This is a genomic window from Streptosporangium oxazolinicum, assembly GCF_039537505.1.
Taxonomy (GTDB): Bacteria; Actinomycetota; Actinomycetes; order Streptosporangiales; family Streptosporangiaceae; genus Streptosporangium; species Streptosporangium oxazolinicum.
This window is the reverse complement of the sequence record NZ_BAABAQ010000023.1, coordinates 16,270-33,672: the sequence shown is the minus strand read 5'-3', so window position 1 is coordinate 33,672 and position 17,403 is coordinate 16,270. Positions and strand designations below refer to the sequence as shown.

Annotated in this window: 18 protein-coding genes; 9 read left to right on the top strand and 9 right to left on the bottom strand. The window is 71.8% G+C overall.

Going from position 1 to position 17,403, the window contains the following annotated elements:
- Positions 1-11: 11 nt before the first annotated feature.
- The 3 genes from ABD817_RS38580 to pcp are packed head-to-tail and all read left to right on the top strand — an operon-like array spanning position 12 to position 2,927.
- Positions 12-1,865, top strand: a complete 1,854-nt coding sequence (locus tag ABD817_RS38580; RefSeq protein WP_344923418.1) for an endonuclease/exonuclease/phosphatase family protein — start codon at positions 12-14, stop codon at positions 1,863-1,865.
- A gap of 28 nt (positions 1,866-1,893) precedes the next feature.
- Positions 1,894-2,304, top strand: coding sequence for a thiol-disulfide oxidoreductase DCC family protein (locus ABD817_RS38575; RefSeq protein WP_344923417.1), 411 nt, complete (start codon positions 1,894-1,896; stop codon positions 2,302-2,304).
- The gene (gene pcp / locus ABD817_RS38570) at positions 2,301-2,927 is read left to right on the top strand and encodes a pyroglutamyl-peptidase I (protein WP_344923416.1); all 627 of its coding nucleotides are present in this window, start codon (positions 2,301-2,303) and stop codon (positions 2,925-2,927) included. The genes ABD817_RS38575 and pcp overlap by 4 nt, the downstream gene beginning before the upstream one ends.
- Positions 2,928-3,000: 73 nt before the next feature.
- Here pcp and ABD817_RS38565 read toward each other — a convergent pair whose 3' ends face one another.
- On the bottom strand, positions 3,001-4,047 hold the full coding sequence (locus ABD817_RS38565) for a hypothetical protein (protein WP_344923415.1): 1,047 nt from the start codon (positions 4,045-4,047) through the stop codon (positions 3,001-3,003).
- Between the two features lie 89 nt (positions 4,048-4,136).
- Positions 4,137-5,573, bottom strand: coding sequence for a glutamate-cysteine ligase family protein (locus ABD817_RS38560; protein WP_344923414.1), 1,437 nt, complete (start codon positions 5,571-5,573; stop codon positions 4,137-4,139).
- Positions 5,574-5,879: 306 nt separating this feature from the next.
- Between ABD817_RS38560 and ABD817_RS38555 the strand changes: the two genes are divergently transcribed.
- Together ABD817_RS38555 and ABD817_RS38550 are read left to right on the top strand one after the other, a co-directional pair.
- Positions 5,880-6,971 carry an alcohol dehydrogenase catalytic domain-containing protein gene (locus tag ABD817_RS38555; protein ID WP_344923413.1) on the top strand — a complete coding sequence of 364 codons (1,092 nt, stop codon included), beginning with the start codon at positions 5,880-5,882 and terminating at the stop codon, positions 6,969-6,971.
- Positions 6,972-7,052: 81 nt separating this feature from the next.
- Positions 7,053-7,445 (top strand): hypothetical protein, encoded by a 393-nt coding sequence (locus tag ABD817_RS38550; RefSeq protein ID WP_344923412.1) that lies wholly within the window; start codon positions 7,053-7,055, stop codon positions 7,443-7,445.
- 12 nt (positions 7,446-7,457) lie between these two features.
- On the opposite strand, the gene ABD817_RS38545 is transcribed toward ABD817_RS38550, so the two are convergent.
- Positions 7,458-8,531 carry a class I SAM-dependent methyltransferase gene (locus ABD817_RS38545; protein WP_344923411.1) on the bottom strand — a complete coding sequence of 358 codons (1,074 nt, stop codon included), beginning with the start codon at positions 8,529-8,531 and terminating at the stop codon, positions 7,458-7,460.
- Positions 8,532-8,758: 227 nt separating this feature from the next.
- Between ABD817_RS38545 and ABD817_RS38540 the strand changes: the two genes are divergently transcribed.
- Complete coding sequence (locus ABD817_RS38540) at positions 8,759-10,669, top strand: S9 family peptidase (RefSeq protein WP_344923410.1); 1,911 nt, start codon at positions 8,759-8,761, stop codon at positions 10,667-10,669.
- Between the two features lie 66 nt (positions 10,670-10,735).
- On the opposite strand, the gene ABD817_RS38535 is transcribed toward ABD817_RS38540, so the two are convergent.
- On the bottom strand, positions 10,736-11,674 hold the full coding sequence (locus ABD817_RS38535; protein ID WP_344923409.1) for an MBL fold metallo-hydrolase: 939 nt from the start codon (positions 11,672-11,674) through the stop codon (positions 10,736-10,738).
- Positions 11,675-11,869: 195 nt separating this feature from the next.
- On the opposite strand from ABD817_RS38535, the gene ABD817_RS38530 reads away from it, so the two are divergent.
- Positions 11,870-12,529, top strand: a complete 660-nt coding sequence (locus ABD817_RS38530) for a DUF4232 domain-containing protein (protein ID WP_344923408.1) — start codon at positions 11,870-11,872, stop codon at positions 12,527-12,529.
- Positions 12,530-12,573: 44 nt separating this feature from the next.
- On the opposite strand, the gene ABD817_RS38525 is transcribed toward ABD817_RS38530, so the two are convergent.
- Both ABD817_RS38525 and ABD817_RS38520 read right to left on the bottom strand, forming a co-directional pair.
- Positions 12,574-13,023 (bottom strand): MerR family transcriptional regulator, encoded by a 450-nt coding sequence (locus tag ABD817_RS38525; protein ID WP_344923407.1) that lies wholly within the window; start codon positions 13,021-13,023, stop codon positions 12,574-12,576.
- On the bottom strand, positions 13,020-13,352 hold the full coding sequence (locus tag ABD817_RS38520) for a hypothetical protein (protein WP_344923406.1): 333 nt from the start codon (positions 13,350-13,352) through the stop codon (positions 13,020-13,022). Before ABD817_RS38520 ends, ABD817_RS38525 begins: the two co-directional genes overlap by 4 nt.
- Before the next feature lie 256 nt (positions 13,353-13,608).
- Between ABD817_RS38520 and ABD817_RS38515 the strand changes: the two genes are divergently transcribed.
- Together ABD817_RS38515 and ABD817_RS38510 are read left to right on the top strand one after the other, a co-directional pair.
- On the top strand, positions 13,609-14,583 hold the full coding sequence (locus ABD817_RS38515) for an aldo/keto reductase (RefSeq protein ID WP_344923405.1): 975 nt from the start codon (positions 13,609-13,611) through the stop codon (positions 14,581-14,583).
- A gap of 112 nt (positions 14,584-14,695) precedes the next feature.
- Positions 14,696-15,727 (top strand): AraC-like ligand-binding domain-containing protein, encoded by a 1,032-nt coding sequence (locus ABD817_RS38510; protein ID WP_344923404.1) that lies wholly within the window; start codon positions 14,696-14,698, stop codon positions 15,725-15,727.
- Between the two features lie 7 nt (positions 15,728-15,734).
- On the opposite strand, the gene ABD817_RS38505 is transcribed toward ABD817_RS38510, so the two are convergent.
- The 3 genes from ABD817_RS38505 to ABD817_RS38495 are packed head-to-tail and all read right to left on the bottom strand — an operon-like array spanning position 15,735 to position 17,331.
- Positions 15,735-16,007: a DUF6510 family protein gene (locus ABD817_RS38505; protein WP_344923403.1), complete on the bottom strand. Its 273-nt coding sequence runs from the start codon at positions 16,005-16,007 to the stop codon at positions 15,735-15,737.
- Positions 16,004-16,762 carry a ferredoxin reductase gene (locus ABD817_RS38500; RefSeq protein ID WP_344923402.1) on the bottom strand — a complete coding sequence of 253 codons (759 nt, stop codon included), beginning with the start codon at positions 16,760-16,762 and terminating at the stop codon, positions 16,004-16,006. Before ABD817_RS38500 ends, ABD817_RS38505 begins: the two co-directional genes overlap by 4 nt.
- Positions 16,732-17,331 carry a sulfite oxidase-like oxidoreductase gene (locus tag ABD817_RS38495; protein WP_344923438.1) on the bottom strand — a complete coding sequence of 200 codons (600 nt, stop codon included), beginning with the start codon at positions 17,329-17,331 and terminating at the stop codon, positions 16,732-16,734. The genes ABD817_RS38500 and ABD817_RS38495 overlap by 31 nt, the downstream gene beginning before the upstream one ends.
- Positions 17,332-17,403: the final 72 nt, after the last annotated feature.

The following is a 17,403-nucleotide window of genomic DNA, read 5'->3' as shown; positions in this document are numbered from 1 at the left end:
TTGGAGGTAGCATGCGGATCCGCCTGGACGTGGCCCTCGGCGTGGTCGTGCTCGTCGACGTGCTCCGGGTCTTCCTGCCGTCGCTGATCACGCTCTTCGGCCGGGCGGGAAGCACTCCCGCGGAGCTGATGGGCCTGTACGCCGTCTCCTGGTTCGTCCTGGCCTTCCTGGCCGTCCCGCTGGCCAGGTCCGTCCGGCCACCGCTGATCGCCCTCGGCGCCGCCGGCCTGCTGCTCCTGGCCCGGCTCGTGCTCCAGCTGACCGACGGCGGGGATCCGCAGCTGTACGTGGCCGGCCTGGGCCTGCTGGCCGGGCTGGTCTGGCTGGTGGCGACCGCGATGGGCAGCCGGGACGCCCGGCCCGTGATGGGCGGGGCGATCGCCGGTCTGGCCGCCTCCACGGTGGTCCACGCGGCGCTCGACGGCATCGACCTGATGTGGCGGCCTGGAGCGGTCCCGTGGATGCTGCTGCTGGTGGAGCTCCTGCTCTTCTGCGCGTTCACGGTCCGGGCCGAACCCCCGGACGAGGAGTACTCCGGGGCTCCCCGCGCCTGGCTGGCGATCGGTCCCGCCCTGCTGCTCTGGGGTCTCTACACCGGCAACACCGCGCACGCCCAGGCGGCGACCGACTCCGCGCAGCAGGCCGCCGCCGTGGTCGTGGCCGCGTTCGCGGTGGTGTCGGCGGCGCCCGCCGCGCTGCCGGTGCTGCGCCGCCCGCTCGCGCCCGCGGTCGCCCTGGTGGCCTCGGCGGTGGCGTTCACGCTGGGCGGGGCCACCGTGGACGGCGTCCACGGCGTGGCGCCCGGCTGGACGATCGTCGCGCAGATCGTCGGCCAGGTCGCGCTGGGAGCCTGCCTGGCGCACGCCGCGACGACCTTCGGCCAGGACCGCCCGGCCCGGCGGGGCCTGGCGGCGGCCGGGGGAATGCTGCTGTTCGTCGTGTTCGTCTTCGGCTACTACGCCGCCTACGACCTCTACCTGTCCAACGGCTGGGTACCGGTCTGCGCGGCGCTCGTCGTCGCGTTCCTGGGCGTGGCGGGCAGCTCGGGCCTGCCGCGCCGCTCCTACGACCGGCGGTTCGCCGTGACCGCCGCGACCTCGGTCGCGCTGGTGGCGGCCGTTCCGCTGTGGCAGGGCACCCCGCCCCGCTGGGAGGGACCGGGCGACGGGCTGCGGATCGCGGCGTACAACATCAGGATGGGGTACGGCGAGTCCGGCAGGCTCTCCCTGGAGCGGCAGGCCGACGCGCTCAGGGAGCTGAGGCCGCACGTGGTGGTGCTGAGCGAGGCCGACAGGGGCTGGCTGCTCAACGGCGGCCACGACGGGGTACGGCTGATCGCCGAGCGGCTGGACATGCACTACATCTGGGCCCCGGCGGCCGACGAGGTGTGGGGCGACGCCCTGCTCACCACACTGCCGATCACCTCGATAAGAAATCACGTGCTGGTCCGGGGCGGCCCGACCGGCGCGCAGGCGCTGGAGGTCGGGCTGCGCTGGCAGGGCCGGGACGTCACCGTGATCGGCACCCACCTGCAGCCGCCGCCCGGCTGGCGCGAGCTCGACCAGGTCGAGCAGCTCGGGGAGATCGTCAGGAACGCCACGGGGAGCGGCGCCCCGGTGGTCGTGGCCGGTGACCTCAACCTCCAGCCCGGTGACCCGGCCTGGCGGGTGCTGACCGATGCGGGCCTGACCGACCCCTTCGCCCCGGTCAGGCCGTTCAACACCATCCCGTCCCGGAGCGGCCCGGCCGAGCAGATCGACCACGTGCTCGTCACCCCGGGTTTCACCGGAAAGGACCAGGCCAACCCCGATGTCCCGTACTCCGACCACCGTCCTGTCGCGGTCACCCTGGTCGCCGGGTCTTGATCGGATTCCGCTGGGTAATGTCAGGTGCATGACAGGAGAACCTGTACTGGTCTTCGACGGCGACTGCGGTTTCTGTACGACGAGCGTCCGGTTCGCCGAGCGTCGCGTCGGGGTGCGCGCCCGGGTCGTCCCCTGGCAGTTCGCGGATCTCCAGGCCCTGGGTGTCACCCGCGAGCGGGCCGAGCGCGAGGTGCTCTGGATCGAGGACGGCCGGGTGTACGGCGGGGCCCAGGCGGTGGCCAGGCTGCTGATCGCCGCCGGTCTCCCGTGGAGCCCCCTGGGGTTCGTGCTACGGGTCCCGCCGTTCCGGTGGGTGGCCCAGGGGGTCTACCGGATCGTCGCCGCCAACCGTCACCGCCTGCCGGGCGGCACCCCCGCCTGCGCCCTGCCCTCGGAGCCCACGGTGGTCTCCGGCCCCGCGACTCCGGAACGCCGGTGAAGGGCGTCCTGCTCGCCGGGATGAAGCCGCTCGACGGCGGCGGCGACCCGGTGTGGGAGGCGATCAGGCTCGTGCCCGGGGTGCGGACCGCGCTGCTCCCCTGCGCGTTCGGCGGGGCGCTGGAGCACCTGCGCGCGGCGGTGGCGGAGCACGACCCGGCGGTGGTCGTGTGCGTCGGGCAGGCCGGGGGACGGCCGGACGTGACGGTGGAGCGGGTGGCCGTCAACCTCGACGACGCCCGCATCCCCGATAGCGCGGGGTGCCGGCCGATCGACGAGCCGGTGGTGCGCGGCGGTCCCGCCGCCTACTTCTCCACGCTGCCGGTGAAGGCGTGTGTGGCGGCGGCGCGGGCCGTCGGGGTCCCGGCGAGCGTCTCGCAGAGCGCCGGTACGTTCCTGTGCAACCACCTCTTCTACGGCCTCATGCACATGATCGCCACCGAGAGACCGGCGATCCGCGGGGGGTTCGTGCACGTGCCGTTCAGCCCCGAACAGGTCCTGGGCGAGGCGAGGCCCTCCATGCCCGTCACCGTGGTCGCCCAGGCGCTCACCGCGATCGTGACCACCGCGGTCTCCGTCTCGCTGGGCGGCGACCTCCGCCTGATCGGCGGCTCCCTCCACTGAGGGTCACCGAGGATCATTGAGGGTCACCGAGAGCCGCCGAGGTCCACCGACGGGGCCCCGGTACGGGCCTTCCTCAGAGCGGCACGCCGTACACCACGCGACGGCCCGCGAACTCGCTCACGCTCCACAGCGTCCTCTTGTCCCGGACGCAGGTCAGGTCCTCCGGGCCCACCGGGTAGGGCCGTCTGCGCACCGTGTCGCCGACCACGATCAGGGTGCCGTTCCCGGTGGAGCCCACGGTCTGGCTGAGATACCAGACGCCCTCGTAGGAGAGCGCGCCCTGGATCTTGCCCGCCGGCAGCTCGTAGGCGTCCACGGCCTTGACGACGCCCCCGGCGGGAGCGTTCAGGATTCCCCCCTCGGTCAGCGGCCAGCGGGCCACCCGTCCGACCGTCCCCGCCGTGTCGACGTACTCGCCGGAGATCAGCGTGTCGGGGGCGGTGCTGCGGTCGACGGCGGCGAAGGAGAAGCGGACGGTGCCGCTGGTGGTGGTCCAGGCGTCGGTCTGCGGCATCACGTACCGGTAGCCGAACGCGTCGTACTCGCCGCCCTTCCTGCCGATGGTCTCCGTGCCGTCCCCGTTGACCTCGAAGATCTGCCGGGTGTCGAAGACCCGCAGGCCCCGCGTGGTGTCGGCGACGTACAGCAGGTCGCCGTACCAGGCGACACCACCGGCGTGGATGTTGATCGGCGTGATGTTCCCGTCGGCGGCGGCCCGTACGAGCAGGACGTGCCGGTAGCGGAGCGTCGCGGTGTTCAGGAAGCTCAGCCGCACGCCCCGCTCGGCCCCCGACGCCGGTGTGTGGTACCAGCTCACCACGAAGGTGCTCCCGCCGATCCCGGCGTCGGAGGCGCAGGTCAGGCCCTGGGGGTACCACTCCTTGGTGGCGTTGTCCCCGGCGTCGAAGCAGTACCAGTCGACCGGTCTCGGCCTCATGGTGGCGAACGCCCCGGCACCGGCCGACCCCTTCCTGGCCGTGACGCGGTTGGCCTTGGCCAGGACGGTGTCGAGGGATACCCGCTTGAGCTCCTTCTCCAGGATCTTGATTCCGGCCGCGAGGCCGCCACCGTCCCGCTTCAGCCCGAACGGCTCCGCCGGCGCGGCCTTCATCTGACTCATGAGGGGTCTCTCCCTGTCCGGTTCCACCAGGATTGGCGGATCAAGATACGGAGTTCATGAGTATGCCGGTACTCAAATCCCTTTTGTAGTTAGAAAGACCAGGTGTGGACGGGCTCCCCGGCCAGCGACAGCTCCCGGTACCGGCTCACCACGCGCGCCGCCGCGGCCTGGTCGCCGCCCTCCCTGGCCAGCGCCTCCCGCTGCCAGATCGCGCCGGTACGGCGGCGGACGACGCGTTCCCGCACGATGTCCAGCGCCCACCGGGTCTCGTCCGGGTCCACGCCCATCCTGTCGAGCCCGGCCGCGGCGACCGGCAGCAGGTCCAGGGCGAGCCGCTCGGCCGGGATCTCCTCGTCCAGGCCCGGCCAGCTCATCGGCGCGTCCAGGCCGTGGATCGCGGCCCGGTAGAAGTTGCGGTAGGCCCCGGCGAAGGGGAAGTCCTCCACCGACTGGACGGCGAGGGCGGCGGTCAGCCCGAGCAGGAACGCGCTGTTGGCCGCCATGTCGGGCGCGCTCGGCCCGGCGGGCAGGGCGCGCATCTCCACCCGCAGGTGGCCGCCGTCACCGGGGTCGTAGACCGGCCGGTTCCACTGCCACACGGTGCCCTGGTGGAGCCGGAGTTCGGCCAGCTCGGGAACGCCTTCTCCGGCCCCCTCCTTCGGCGCCGAGGTCATCGGCAGCACCGGCTCGTAGTCGCGGACGCAGGTCTCGAACATCTCCCCGATGCCCCGCACCCAGCCGGAACCGAACCCCACCCGCCGGTCCCTGCGGTCGAGCCGCTCCACGTCCCGGTCGTCGGCGGCCTCCTCGAACAGCGCGATCCTCGTCTCCTCCCACAGCCGCCTGCCCAGGAAGCCGGGTGAGTTCCCGCTGACCGCCAGGGCCGGGCCGATGGCCAGCTGGGCGGCGTTGTAGACCCGGGCGAAGTCGGCGGGGGCCGTGCGGAGATGGACCTGCCAGGAGGTGTTGGCGCTCTCCAGGATCACCCCCTCGACCTCCAGTTCCAGCAGCTCGACGCCCTCGACGCGCACCCGGAACGGCTCCGTGCGCAGCCGCCGCATGCCCCTGGCCAGCGCCCGGTAGCGGCCCTCGCCGCTCAGCGCCCCGTGGGTGAAGTCGAACTCGCTCAGCGACGGCAGGATCCCGATCGCCACGGCCTGCCCGCCCTGCGTGGCGGCCGCCTTGTCCACCACGGCCATGATCTCCCGCATCTCCCGCACCAGGGCGGTGAATGGCCGCCCGGCGATCGGCAGCGGGGTCAGGTTGGCCTCCAGGTTGAACCTGCCCAGCTCCAGCGTGAGCCGGTCGTCGTTCGCGGCGGCCTGTACCTCGTGGTTGCGGGGAAGCGGCCGCCCGTCGGGCGTTATGAGGAACATCTCCAGCTCGGCTCCGATGGTCGCGGGACCGGCGCCGAAACCCGGCCTGGCGAGCACCTCGTGGAGGGTGTCGAGCTGCTCCGCCAGTTTCGCCCTGAAACGGAGGAACTCCGCCTCGGTATAGCGGTCCTTGTCGACTTTCTGCCCCATCGCACCGTCCGATCAGTTGACCCTTGTGCCCCTCCCTCTCTCCCAGAGTGCGCCTTCTAATCAGGGCGCACCGCCATCGGGGGCGCGTACTGCGTATCGGGGGGTCCCGCGGCTCTCCTGGCGCCGCGGGGAGCACCCGGCCGGGCCGGTCTCCGGACGGCCTGCCGAACCGGCTGACCATCCGGAGTCGCTACCCTGCTGGACAGGCTCACCGACCGAATAGGCTCAATAGCCTCAATCGGCTCACCGGCCAGACGGACTTACCTGCGAAGAGAGCCGGAGGCCGGGGCAGAGGGGTGTGGGCGGATGCGAGCGGTGGTCTTCGACGCCTTCGGGGCCGATCCGGAGGTCCAGGAGGTGCCCGCCCCCGAGCCTCCGCCCGGCGGAGCGGTGATCCGCGTGGAGGCCACCGGGCTGTGCCGGAGCGACTGGCACGGCTGGCAGGGCCACGACCCCGACATCCGGGTCCTCCCCCACGTGCCGGGGCACGAGCTCGCCGGGGTCGTCGAGGCGGTGGGTTCGGGCGTCGCCTCGTGGCGGCCCGGCGACCGCGTCACCGTCCCGTTCGTCTGCGCCTGCGGCTCCTGCGCGGCCTGCCTGTCCGGCGATCAGCAGGTCTGCGAGCGCCAGACCCAGCCGGGGTTCACCCGCTGGGGCTCCTTCGCCGAGTACGTGGCCGTCGACCACGCGGACGTGAACCTGGTACGACTCCCCGGGGAGATGTCCTTCACCACCGCCGCGAGCCTGGGCTGCCGCTTCGCCACCTCGTACCGCGCGGTGACCGCCGTGGGCCGGGTGCGGCCGGACGAGTGGGTGGCCGTGCACGGCTGCGGCGGCGTGGGCCTGTCCGCCGTCATGATCGCCGCCGCGGCCGGGGCCCGGGTGGTCGCCGTGGACGTCTCCGAGGGCGCCCTGGAGCTGGCCCGGCGGTCCGGCGCCGTCGCCTGCGTCGGCGTCGGCGTCGGCGTCGGCGTCGGCGTCGGCGTCGGCGTCGGCGTCGGCGTCGGCGTCGGAGCGTCCGAGGCCGATGTCGCCGCGCGCGTCAGGGAGCTGACCTCGGGCGGCGCCCACGTCTCCATCGACGCGCTCGGCGATCCCGGGACGTGCGTGGCGTCGATCGAGAGCCTGCGCCGCCGGGGACGCCACGTCCAGATCGGCCTGCTGCCCGGCCTCACCCCGGTCCCGATGGGGCGGGCGATCGGCTACGAGCTCGAACTCCTCGGCAGCCACGGCATGGCCGCCCACGCCTACCCGGCGATGCTGAAGGCCGTCTCCGACGGCACCCTGAGCCCGGACGCCCTGGTCACCCGTTCCATCGGACTGGAGGAGGCGGGTGCCGCGCTCGCCTCGATCGGCTCCGTCCCGGGGGTCACGATGATCCTGCCGTCCCTGCGCTGAAGGGGTCCGTGGCCGCGTTTCTGTCGGCCCGGGTTGCTATAGATGACGTCTGTCACCCCCCGACGATCAAAGGATGCACCGATGGCGTTGGTCACCTTCCGCGACGAGACCGCGACCGGCAGGGCGTTGGAGGAGTTCACCCTGCCCGACCTGCCCGAGCGGATCTCCGCCAGGGAGCTGGTACGGCTGCGCGTGCGCGAGGAGGTGGCCCGCCACAACGCCGCCCCCTCCCACCATTTCCGCGGCCTGGTCCGGCCGGGCGACGCCGAGATCGAGCTGAACGGATACCGGATGCGCACGGCCCGCAGGCTCGACTGGGAGAGGCAGGCCGACGCCGCCGAGGTGGCCTTCGCCCGCAACGGCTTCCTGCTGCTGGTCGGCGACCGGCAGATCGAGGACCTGGATCAGGAGATCGATCTGACCGTCGACCCGGTCGTGTCCTTCGTCAAGCTCGTGCCCCTGGTCGGCGGCTGACAGGGCATGGCCTCAGGCCAGGCGGTGGACCTGGAGGTTCGCGCCCCACCTGTCGACGGCCTCGTCGTCGGCGAAGGCCAGGGCCCTGAGCATGTTCCCCCCGTCGCCGATCTCGACGGTGCGGCGCAGGCGACGGCTCAGCCGCTCCGGCAGCCTGGTGGTGCTCGCCTCGACGGTGTCGCCGTAGAACGGGGTGAAGGCCACCCCGGCGAATCCGGTACGGCGCAGCAGGGCGGGCATGGTCTCGGCCGAATAGAACATCAGCTGGTTCCGGGTGAAGCCGTTCCAGCCGCTGCCGTACGCCTTGAGCCGCAGGGAGGCGGCGTTCACGGTGAGGACGAGCAGCACCCCGCCGGGGGCGAGCAGGGCGCGGAGGCGCCCGAGGTCGTCGATCGGGCGGGGCAGGTGGGCGAGGACCGACCAGAGGGTGATGACGTCGAAGCCCCCCGCGGCGACCCGCGGGACGTCCTGCGGCGACCCGAGATAGGCGCGCGCGCCGGTGAGGCGTTCGTTGGCGGCGGCCACGGAGCCGGGTGAGAGGTCGACCCCGACCGCGTCGAAGCCGCGCCGCTCGGCGAGCCGCAGGAAGAGGCCGGTGCCGCAGCCGAAGTCGAGCAGGCGGCGCCCCTGCCCGGAGGAGAGGGCGGGGCCGAAGGCGTCCATGGTCAGCCGGTAGCGCCGCTGCCGGTTGGCCGCGTACCTCCCGGTCGGGAAGCCGCTGTGGCCGGTGGCGTACCGGTCGCCCAGCCGGTCGGGCCGGATGTTGGGGTTGCGGTAGAGGAAGCCGCACGCCGGGCAGCGCACCACCCGATAGCTCCATGCCCGTTTGTCCCCGGCCGGTTGGAACATCGGCTGCTGGCGTGTCTCCCCGCACAGCTGGCAGGTGATGAATTCCTCAGTCTCCTCCAGGAGTGTCCGTTCCCGGTAGTCCTGGAATCTCATGACGGGGGTGCGGCGAATTCTCAGGCGCCACTGGATCTCGCGGGCGATCCTTTCTCCGGGGCGGACGTAAACCCTCTGCCCCCGGGGTACCCGGTCGTAGCGGGAGCCGTACACGACCCGCGAGAGTGTTCGTTTGGCGGACACCGCGCCCATCCCTTCACCAGGACTTTTCTCGAAAGGAGGGTTCATGTCAAAAGTGGCACGGCACCGTCGACGACTCAACCGTCCTTTCGTATCGGCGCCTTCAGGTATTCAAAGAGAGCGAATAAACAATCACCTTTTCCAAAGGACAGGACACAACAAGAGCACCATTTTCATCATAACGGACATATAGCCCATTAATCACTAAACAGGTGATAGCGTTGTTGGCTATGCGCCCTGAAGACCTCGCCCTGCTCACCATCCCCGGTAGTGTCACGCTCCACGGCGACCTTCTCCTCGTCGACGTGGCCCGGCCCGACCCGGAGGCCGACGCCTACCCGGGAAGCGTGTGGCGGGTGCCCGCGGACGGCCCGCCCGTCCGGTTCACCTCCGGCGAGCGCGACAGCGCGCCGCGCCTCTCCCCCGACGGCGCCTGGGTCGCCTTCCTGCGCGCCGACGCCGCCCGCGAGGGCGTCCCGCAGCTGTACGTGATGCCCACCGGCGGCGGCGAGGCCCGGCCGGTCACCGATCTGCCGCTGGGCGCGGGCGTCCCGGTCTGGGCGCCGGACTCCCGCCGGATCGCGTTCGTCGCCCGGGTCGCCGAGCCCGGCCGGTACGGCACCGAGCAGGGGGTGAGCGCCGCGGCCGAGGCGCCCCGCCGGATCACCGGACTGCGCTACCGGACCGAGGGGGTCGGCTTCACCGTCGACCGGCCGCAGAGCCTGTTCACGGTCAACGCCCTCGCCGACGTCCCGCGGCCGGTACGGCTGACCGAGGGGCCCTACGACGTGGAGTCTCCCGGCTGGACGCCGGACGGTGAGCACGTGCTGGTCTCGGCCCCCCGCGACCTCGACGGCGAGAGCCTGCACACGGACGTGTACGCGGTTCCGTCCGGCGGGGGCGCCCCGATCCTCGCGGTGCGCAGCGGCGGCTCCGCCGGACATCCCGTCGCCCTGCCGGGCGGGGAGGTGCTCTACCTCGGCACCGAGTTCTCCGGCCTCGACGCGGTGGCCCGCAACACGGGCCTCTACCGCGCGCCCCTGCGAATCGGCGGCGAGGGTCACGAGGCGGTGGCCGGGACCCGGCTGACCGAGGAGGAGTCGGTGGACTGCGAGGCGCTGCCTCCCGTACCCCGGCACGACGGCGTCCTGGTCGCGGTACGGACGCGCGGCGCGGTCGAGCTGCGCCTGGTCCCCTCCGGCGCCCTGGACGCGCCACTGGAGAAGCTCGTCCCGGTCCTGGGTGAGCGGGCACGCGTCAAGGCGTTCACCACGTGCGGGGAGCGGATCGTCGCGGTGGTGTCCACGCCCGCGAGCCCCGGTGAGGTGGTCACCCCCGACGGGGCGCTGACCGACTTCTCGGGCACCCTCGCCGGGATCAGGCCGCTACGTGAGATCACCGCCGTCTCCGCCGACGGCTACCCGGTGCACGGCTGGCTCGCCCTGCCCGAGGGCGACGGGCCGCACCCGGTGCTGCTGAACGTGCACGGCGGCCCGTTCCACCAGCACGGGTGGGCGTTCCTGGACGAGACCCAGGTCTACACGGGCGCCGGGTACGCGGTGGTCCTGCCCAACCCGCGCGGCTCCTGCGGGTACGGCCAGGCGCACGGCCGGTCGGTGATCGGCGCGCTGGGCGGCGTGGACGCCGACGACGTGCTCGCTCTGCTGGACGCGGCACTGGCCGATCCCGCGTGCGACGCCGGACGGGTGGGCGTGATGGGTGGCTCCTACGGCGGCTTCATGACGAGCTGGCTCGCCGCCCGCCACGGGGACCGGTTCAGGGCCGCCTGGAGCGAACGCGCGGTCAACGCCTGGGACTCCTTCACCGGCTCCTCCGACATCGGCTGGTTCTTCGCCGAGGCCTACTGCGGCCCCGATCCGGAGGCCCAGCGCGCGATGAGCCCGCTCTACCGGGCCGACCGGATCACCCTGCCGTTCGCCGTGGTCCACTCCGAGGACGACCTCCGCTGCCCGGTCGAGCAGGCGCAGCGGATGTTCGTCGCGCTGCGCCGCAACGGCGTCCCCGCCGAGTTCCTGCTCTTCCCCGGCGGGGGACACGAGCTCACCCGCAGCGGCCGCCCGAGGCACCGCATGCAACGCTTCGAGGCCGTCCTGGAATGGTGGTCCCGCCACCTGTCGTGACTTTCCGGGCGGTACGGGATCCGGAGAGACCGGGGCACCGGGACCAGCAGGCCGGGTCGAACAGATTCAGGCCAGGCAGGTGAGGGGCTGTCCCCCGTTGTAGTCGATCATCTCCAGCATCGCGGTGACCAGGTCGATCGGTTCCCCCGGGGCGAGCCCGTCCAGCTCCGCGTAGGCCCGGTGCAGGTTGCCGACGATACGCTCGGGGTCGAGCAGTCCGGCGTACTCCCCCAGGTCGGTCTCGCGCGCGGTCTCCAGCGGGGACAGTCCGGCGGCCCTGCCGCGTTCGGCGGTGGCGAGCACGAACCGCAGATAGCCCTGCACGTGGTCGATGACCTCCGGCCCGCACACCCCACCGTGTCCCGGGACGATCGTCTCCGCGCCCAGCGCCCTGAGCTCGTCGAGCGCCGCGATGGCCCCGGTCACCGACCCCATCATCACGAACGGCGTGCCGCCGTTGAACACCAGGTCGCCGGAGAACAGCAGCGACCGCTCGGGGATCCACACGATCGAGTCGTTGGTCGTGTGGGCCGGGACGCCGATGTGCCGTACCTCGCAGCGCAGCTCGTCGGAGTGGACGGTCACCCCGTCGGTGTAGGTGAGGAACGGCGGGTGGATCTTCAGGTCGCCCCAGTCGGCCTCGGTCCAGGCCAGCTTCAGGTAGTCGGGGATCCCCTCGGCGAGGATCATCTCCCTGGTCCGCTCGTGCCCGACGACGGTCGCCTCGGGGAAGGCGGAGTTGCCGAAGGTGTGGTCGCCGTGGTGGTGGGTGTTGACCAGCGTCGTGATCGGCCGGTCGGTGACCGACCTGATGGCCTCGCGGTAGGCGAGGGTGCGGCGCTCGGTGGAGCAGGAGTCCACACTGATCACCCCGCGACGGCCGACGAGGAAACCCGTGTTGTTGATCCACCAGCTTCCGTCGGGCTGTACGTAGGCGTAGATCCCGTCGGAGACCTCCTCGACGCGCGCCGGAGGCAGGGGATGGTCGTGTCGCGATGAACTCATACCTGCGATTGTCGGCCCTGCGCCCACTAACGGTCACACCAAATGGGTGGTTTTGACGGTTATAAACCGATTTAACAGGTAAAAATACACACCCACCTCCCGCCCGTCCGGCACGGCCCGCCTCCAACGAACACCGTAGGCAACCCGCTCCACTCGACCGGCAACAAAACCGGCACCGCTCGCATCCAACAGACCATGAAACGATCTCTCGGCGCCAAGCGGCTCACAGCCGCCTCGGCGGTGGCGGCGGCCATGCTGACCGCCGTGGCCGCGTGCGCCCCGCCCGTCTCCTCCGTCCGGAGCGCCACCCCCATCCAGAACGCTCCCCTCACCGGGAACACCACCCCCTCTCCGGTCCCGAGTTCCGCCCCCGCGCGGGCCGCCACATTTACACGTCCCGCCGCCACCGTCCAGACCGCGAGCCTGAGTGGCGCGGACGTCGGCGGCGCCGGGCGCTGCCGCACCGAGGCGCTCGCGGCACGCGTCGGCAGGGTGAAGGTCGAAGCGGGACAGTGGTACGCGCCCCTGGCCTTCACCAACACCTCCGGCAAAACCTGCTGGGTGTACGGCTTCGTCGGCCTGATCATGATCGATGGGAACGGCGACGCGCTGCGCACCAGGACGCGCAGGGACAGCGTCCGGCCCCACCGGATCACCCTGCTGCCGAGGGCGAGCGCGCACGCCGGTGTCCACTGGACCCAGGTGCCCGGCGGGAACCGTCCGTGCCCCACGTCCGCCCGGCTGATGATCATCCCACCGGACGAGGTGGCGCACCTGGAGATCCCCTTCAGGGCCACGGTCTGCGGGGATGGCCACCTGCTGGTCACCCCGATGGCCCCCGGAAAGCATCCGTGAGTCCCTGACCGGCCGCGACGCCCCGGAGACCGTCCGTCCTCGGCTCAGCCGGATCCGGCCTGCCGCTCGCCCCTCGTCGCCAGATCGGAGAACGGCAGGGGGCAGCACGAGTTGGTCGCGCAGGTCAGCAGGTCGTCACACCCGGCGTCCATCGCCTGGACCAGCGACTCGCGGATCAGCTGGAGATCGGCGATCTTCCGTTCCACCTCGGCCAGCTTCACTCCCGCCCGCGCCCGCAGGCCGACGTCCACCGCGCCGTGGCGATGACCGGCCGCCTCGACGAGCTCCGACACCTCCCCCAGCGTGAAGCCCAGACGCTGCGCCACCTTGATCACCCGGAGGGCGGTCACCGTCTCCGGTGGATACAACCGGTGCCCGCCGTTGCTACGCGGCGGCTCTTCCAACAGCCCGCGCCGGTGGTAGTAGCGCAGCGTCTGCGTGTTGACCCCCGCCGCCTCCGCCACCTCCCCGGTACGGAGCCACTCCCCGCTCACGAGGACACTCCGGGGGCCATCGCGAGCGCCCGGACCACCAGGCCGTCGAGCACCCCGCTGTGAACCGCGGGAACCTCGACGTCCAAGACCAGGTCATCCCGCTCCCGGGTGAACGTGAAGGCGAAGAACGAACAGCACACCGTCTCCCGCGCCACCAGATCCCGAGCGGTTTCCTCCACTTGGGCGTCGCCTCGCAGGTTGAGCCGCAGGTGAGTCGGGCTCACCCGCTCCAGTCCGCTCAGCGCCGAGGCGAACAACGCGTCGAACTCCGCCGTCCGCAGGGGCCGCTCCCCGGTGGGAAGCACACATTCAGCCGGTGCCCACTCCATGTCCCCTCCAAGACCTCTTCAGGACCGAGCCACCCGGCTCCGACGCGAGCGGCCCCACATCCCGACGGTAAGCCTGTACCGGGGTACCGGATGCAACCCCGAATCGCCGACCTTCCCGGCTCGATGACCTTTCACCGAGGGTGAGTTCCGGAGACCTGATGTGAACCCGTCTCCTCCAGCCAAGCGGGCAGGACGAACCGGCCGGGGCGACGGTCGTAGGGTGGGAAGCAAGGTTTTGAAGATCCGGAGGTTTGTCATGGAGTACGTGCGCCTGGGGTCCACCGGTATGAAGGTGTCGAGGGTCTGCCTCGGCATGATGAGTTACGGCGATCCCGCCAAATGGGGCGAGTGGGTGCTGGGCGAAGCGGCCGCCGAGCCGATCGTGCGGCGGGCCGCCGAGGCGGGGGTGACGTTCTTCGACACCGCCGACGTCTACTCGTACGGCACCAGCGAGGAGGTCACCGGCCGCCTGCTCGCCAAGATCTTCCCCAGCAGGGACGACTACGTGCTGGCCACCAAGGTTTTCATGCCGATGGGCAAGGGCGTCAACGACGGCGGCCTGTCGCGCAAGCACATCCACTCGGCGATCGACGCCTCGCTGCGCCGCCTGGGCACCGACTATGTGGACCTGTACCAGATCCACCGCTGGGACCCCGACACCCCGATCGAGGAGACCATGCAGGCCCTGCACGACGTCGTACGGTCCGGCAAGGCCCGCTACCTCGGCGCCTCCAGCATGTACGCCTGGCAGTTCGCCAAGGCCCAGCACGTCGCCGAGACCCACGGCTGGACGAAATTCGTGTCGATGCAAAATCACTACAACCTCCTTTACCGAGAGGAGGAGCGGGAGATGAACCCGCTCTGCCTCGACCAGGGGGTCGGCCTGATCCCGTGGAGCCCGCTGGCCAGGGGCCTGCTGGCCCGCGCCGGATCCGAGGAGGTCACCACCCGGGCGGGCAGCGACCCCCGCATCGAGGCCCTCTACGACGACGCCGACAACGATCGTCTGATCCTCGACCGGGTCGCCCAGGTGGCCAGGGAGCGTGAGGTCGCTCCCGCGCGGGTGGCGCTGTCCTGGCTGCTGCACCAGCCGGGCCTGTCGGCCCCGATCGTGGGCGCGACCAAGGACGGGCACGTGGACGACGCGGTCGCCGCGGTGGATCTGTCCCTCACCGAGAAGGAACTCGCATTCCTCGCCGAGCCGTACCGCCCCCGGGTCGTCAAGCTCTGACGTCCCGGCGAGGCTGTCGGCACGGCACCGTCGGGCCGGGCCCCGAACGGAGGGCCCGGCCATGTCGCGGTGCTCTCCACCGACCGGAGATCATCCACGTCAAGGAGAGGTCTTGAACACCCCCGCGGTTGTCCACGTGAAGCATGTGCCCCCGGCCGAGCGGTTCGACTTCTGGTGGGAGGCGGTCGCCCGGTCGGTGATATCGGTGGACGCGGCCAGCGATCGCGCCCGCGACTTCTACGGCGAGATGCGGATGATGGACTTCGGCGTGATCCAGGTCGGCCGGGTGCGCTGCAACTCGTTCGAGGCGCGGCGGACACCGCGCCGGATCCGCCAGTCCGATCCCGGCTACTACCAGATGACCGTCACCCTCAGCGGCCGTTCCGGCATCAGCCAGCTGGATCGCGAGGCCGTGATGCGTCCCGGGGAGTTCGTGCTGTACGACACCTCGCAGACCTTTCGCGCGTGGACGGCGGCGGACTTCTCCCCGGAGACGCCCGACAACCCCTACGAGGCGCGTGGCGGCCTGGTGCTGGGTTTCTCCCGCAACGACCTGCCGCTGCCCGAGGCCAAGATCCGGCGCCTGCTGGCGGTGGGACTGTCCGGGCGGGACGGGATGGGCTCCATCGTCGTTGCGCTGCTACGGCAACTGGTCGACGAGAGCGCCACGTACTCCTCCACCGACAGGCTGAGGCTGTCGGCGACCCTCCTGGACCTGCTCGCCGCCACGCTGGCCCACGAACTCGGCCACGACCCCGCCTCGACGGCCTCGACGCTGCGCCACCCGCACCAGGTCCTCCTCATGCGCGTGACGGCGTTCATCGAACGGCGTCTGGACGACCCCGACCTCTCCCCGTCAAGCATCGCCTCGGCGCACAACATCTCGGTCCGGTACCTGCACCGGCTGTTCCAGCCGCAGGGCGTCGGCGTGGCCGGATGGATCCGGCGTCGCAAGCTGGAAAGGTGCCGTGCCGACCTGGCCGATCCCGCGAAGCGGGCCCTGCCGGTGCACGTCATCGGAGCCCGGTGGGGCTTTCCCAACGAAGCGCACTTCAACAGGACCTTCAGCGCGGCCTACGACATCTCGCCCGCCGCCTACCGGCGGCAGGTCGGCGAGCGGCGCGAACCCCCGGCGGAGGGCTGACAGGGGGTCAGGAACCGGCGGGCAGCTCGAACTGGACGCACGTCATGCCGCGCATGTCCAGCCACGCCCGTCCCGGCGCCCGTACGAGCCGGAAGACGACCTCCTCGCACCCGGGGCAGCGGGCCACCAGGCCCGGGGCCCGGGTGTAGAGGAGCGCCTCGGCCAGCACGAGGGTCCGCGCGCAGCCGGAGCACTGGCCGGTGGCGGCGGTCAGGTCGACGGCGAACACGTCGCGCAGGGCTCCGCCCGCCGAGTTCCCGTCGAGGTGGTCCTGGCTCATGGTTGTCCTCCACTGGGGCCGAAGCGTTCCGTGCGGATCAGACGGGGGTCGTGACCGGCGGAGACGAGCAGGCCCGCGACGGTCTCGACGAATCCGGTGGGCCCGCACACGAAGACGGCGGGTTGCCGCTCGGGGGGCCAGACGGTCTCGGCGAGCAGGGCGGCGTCGACCCGCGCGGGCGGACGCTCCCAGCCGTCGGGCACCTCGCGCGTGTAGGCGTAGGTGACGTCCAGGCCGGATCCGTCGGCGCTCCAGCGGTCCAGCTCGGCGCGGTAGAGGGCCGACCTCGGGCCGCGCGTGGAGTACAGGAGCCGGAACGGCGTGCCGATCCCGGCCGAGGCGCGGGCGCGGATCATCGCCATGAGCGGGACGACCCCCGAGCCGCCCGCGACCAGTTGCACCGGCTCGGGCGTCTCGGGCCGCCAGACGAACCAGCCGCCGATCGGGCCGCGTACCTCCAACGGGTCTCCCGGCGAGAGGACCTGGGCGAGGTACGGGGAGACCTCGCCGTCGGGCAGCAGCTCGACGGTGAGCTCCACGCGGTCCCCGTCGGCGGCCGTGGCGATGGAGTACGAGCGCTGGGTGGAGTAGCCGTCGGGGGCGGTGAGCCGTACGTCGACGTGCTGGCCGGCGAGGTGGCCGGGCCAGCCGGGGACGTCCAGGGTGATCGTGCGTGCCCCGGGGGTCTCGTCGCGCACGGCGGTGACCGTGGCGACCCTCCAGATCAGTCGCCCCAGTATCGTTGTTCGCGCCACGGGTCTCCGTAGTTGTGGTAGCCGACGCCCTCCCAGAATCCCGGCTGGTCCTCGTCGAGGAGCCGGAGGCCGCGTACCCACTTGGCGCTCTTCCACAGGTAGAGGTGCGGCACGAGCAGCCGGGCGGGCCCGCCGTGCTCGGGGGTGATGGGCTCGCCCTCGTAGCGGACGGCGATCCAGGCCCGGCCGTCGAGGAGGTCCTCCAGCGGGAGGTTGGTGGTGTAGCCGCCGTAGGAGGCCGCCAGCGCGTACTCCGCGGACGTCTCCACGCCGTCGAGGAGGGTGTCCAGCGACACGCCCTCCCAGGTGGTGCCGAGCTTGGACCACTTGGTGACGCAGTGCAGGTCGACCGTGAACCGCTCCACGGGCAGGGCGTTGAGCTCCGCCCAGCTCCAGCGGACGGCCTCGCCGGTCTCGGTGGTGACGCCGAGACTCCAGTCTTCGGTGGAGACCAGGGGCGTGGGCCCGGCCGACAGGACGGGGAAGTCCTCCGTGAGGTACTGCCCCGGCGGCAGGTCCGGGTTTCCGGCGCGGCGGCGGCCGAAGAATCCGGGCGAGACGATGCCGATGACGCCCACCTCCCACTGTCAGGCCACTGTCAGGCCACTGCCGGGCCGCTGCCCGGCAGGTCTCGACGACCG

Bases quoted from the DNA above. Each gene is read 5' to 3' on its own strand.
- ABD817_RS38535 (WP_344923409.1), bottom strand. From the start codon at position 11,674: ATGAGTTCATCGCGACACGACCATCCCCTGCCTCCGGCGCGCGTCGAG.
- ABD817_RS38575 (WP_344923417.1), top strand. From the start codon at position 1,894: ATGACAGGAGAACCTGTACTGGTCTTCGACGGCGACTGCGGTTTCTGT.
- ABD817_RS38520 (WP_344923406.1), bottom strand. From the start codon at position 13,352: ATGGAGTGGGCACCGGCTGAATGTGTGCTTCCCACCGGGGAGCGGCCC.
- ABD817_RS38505 (WP_344923403.1), bottom strand. From the start codon at position 16,007: ATGAGCCAGGACCACCTCGACGGGAACTCGGCGGGCGGAGCCCTGCGC.
- ABD817_RS38560 (WP_344923414.1), bottom strand. From the start codon at position 5,573: ATGGGGCAGAAAGTCGACAAGGACCGCTATACCGAGGCGGAGTTCCTC.
- ABD817_RS38555 (WP_344923413.1), top strand. From the start codon at position 5,880: ATGCGAGCGGTGGTCTTCGACGCCTTCGGGGCCGATCCGGAGGTCCAG.
- ABD817_RS38580 (WP_344923418.1), top strand. From the start codon at position 12: ATGCGGATCCGCCTGGACGTGGCCCTCGGCGTGGTCGTGCTCGTCGAC.
- ABD817_RS38565 (WP_344923415.1), bottom strand. From the start codon at position 4,047: ATGAGTCAGATGAAGGCCGCGCCGGCGGAGCCGTTCGGGCTGAAGCGG.
- ABD817_RS38515 (WP_344923405.1), top strand. From the start codon at position 13,609: ATGGAGTACGTGCGCCTGGGGTCCACCGGTATGAAGGTGTCGAGGGTC.
- ABD817_RS38550 (WP_344923412.1), top strand. From the start codon at position 7,053: ATGGCGTTGGTCACCTTCCGCGACGAGACCGCGACCGGCAGGGCGTTG.
- ABD817_RS38530 (WP_344923408.1), top strand. From the start codon at position 11,870: ATGAAACGATCTCTCGGCGCCAAGCGGCTCACAGCCGCCTCGGCGGTG.
- ABD817_RS38540 (WP_344923410.1), top strand. From the start codon at position 8,759: ATGCGCCCTGAAGACCTCGCCCTGCTCACCATCCCCGGTAGTGTCACG.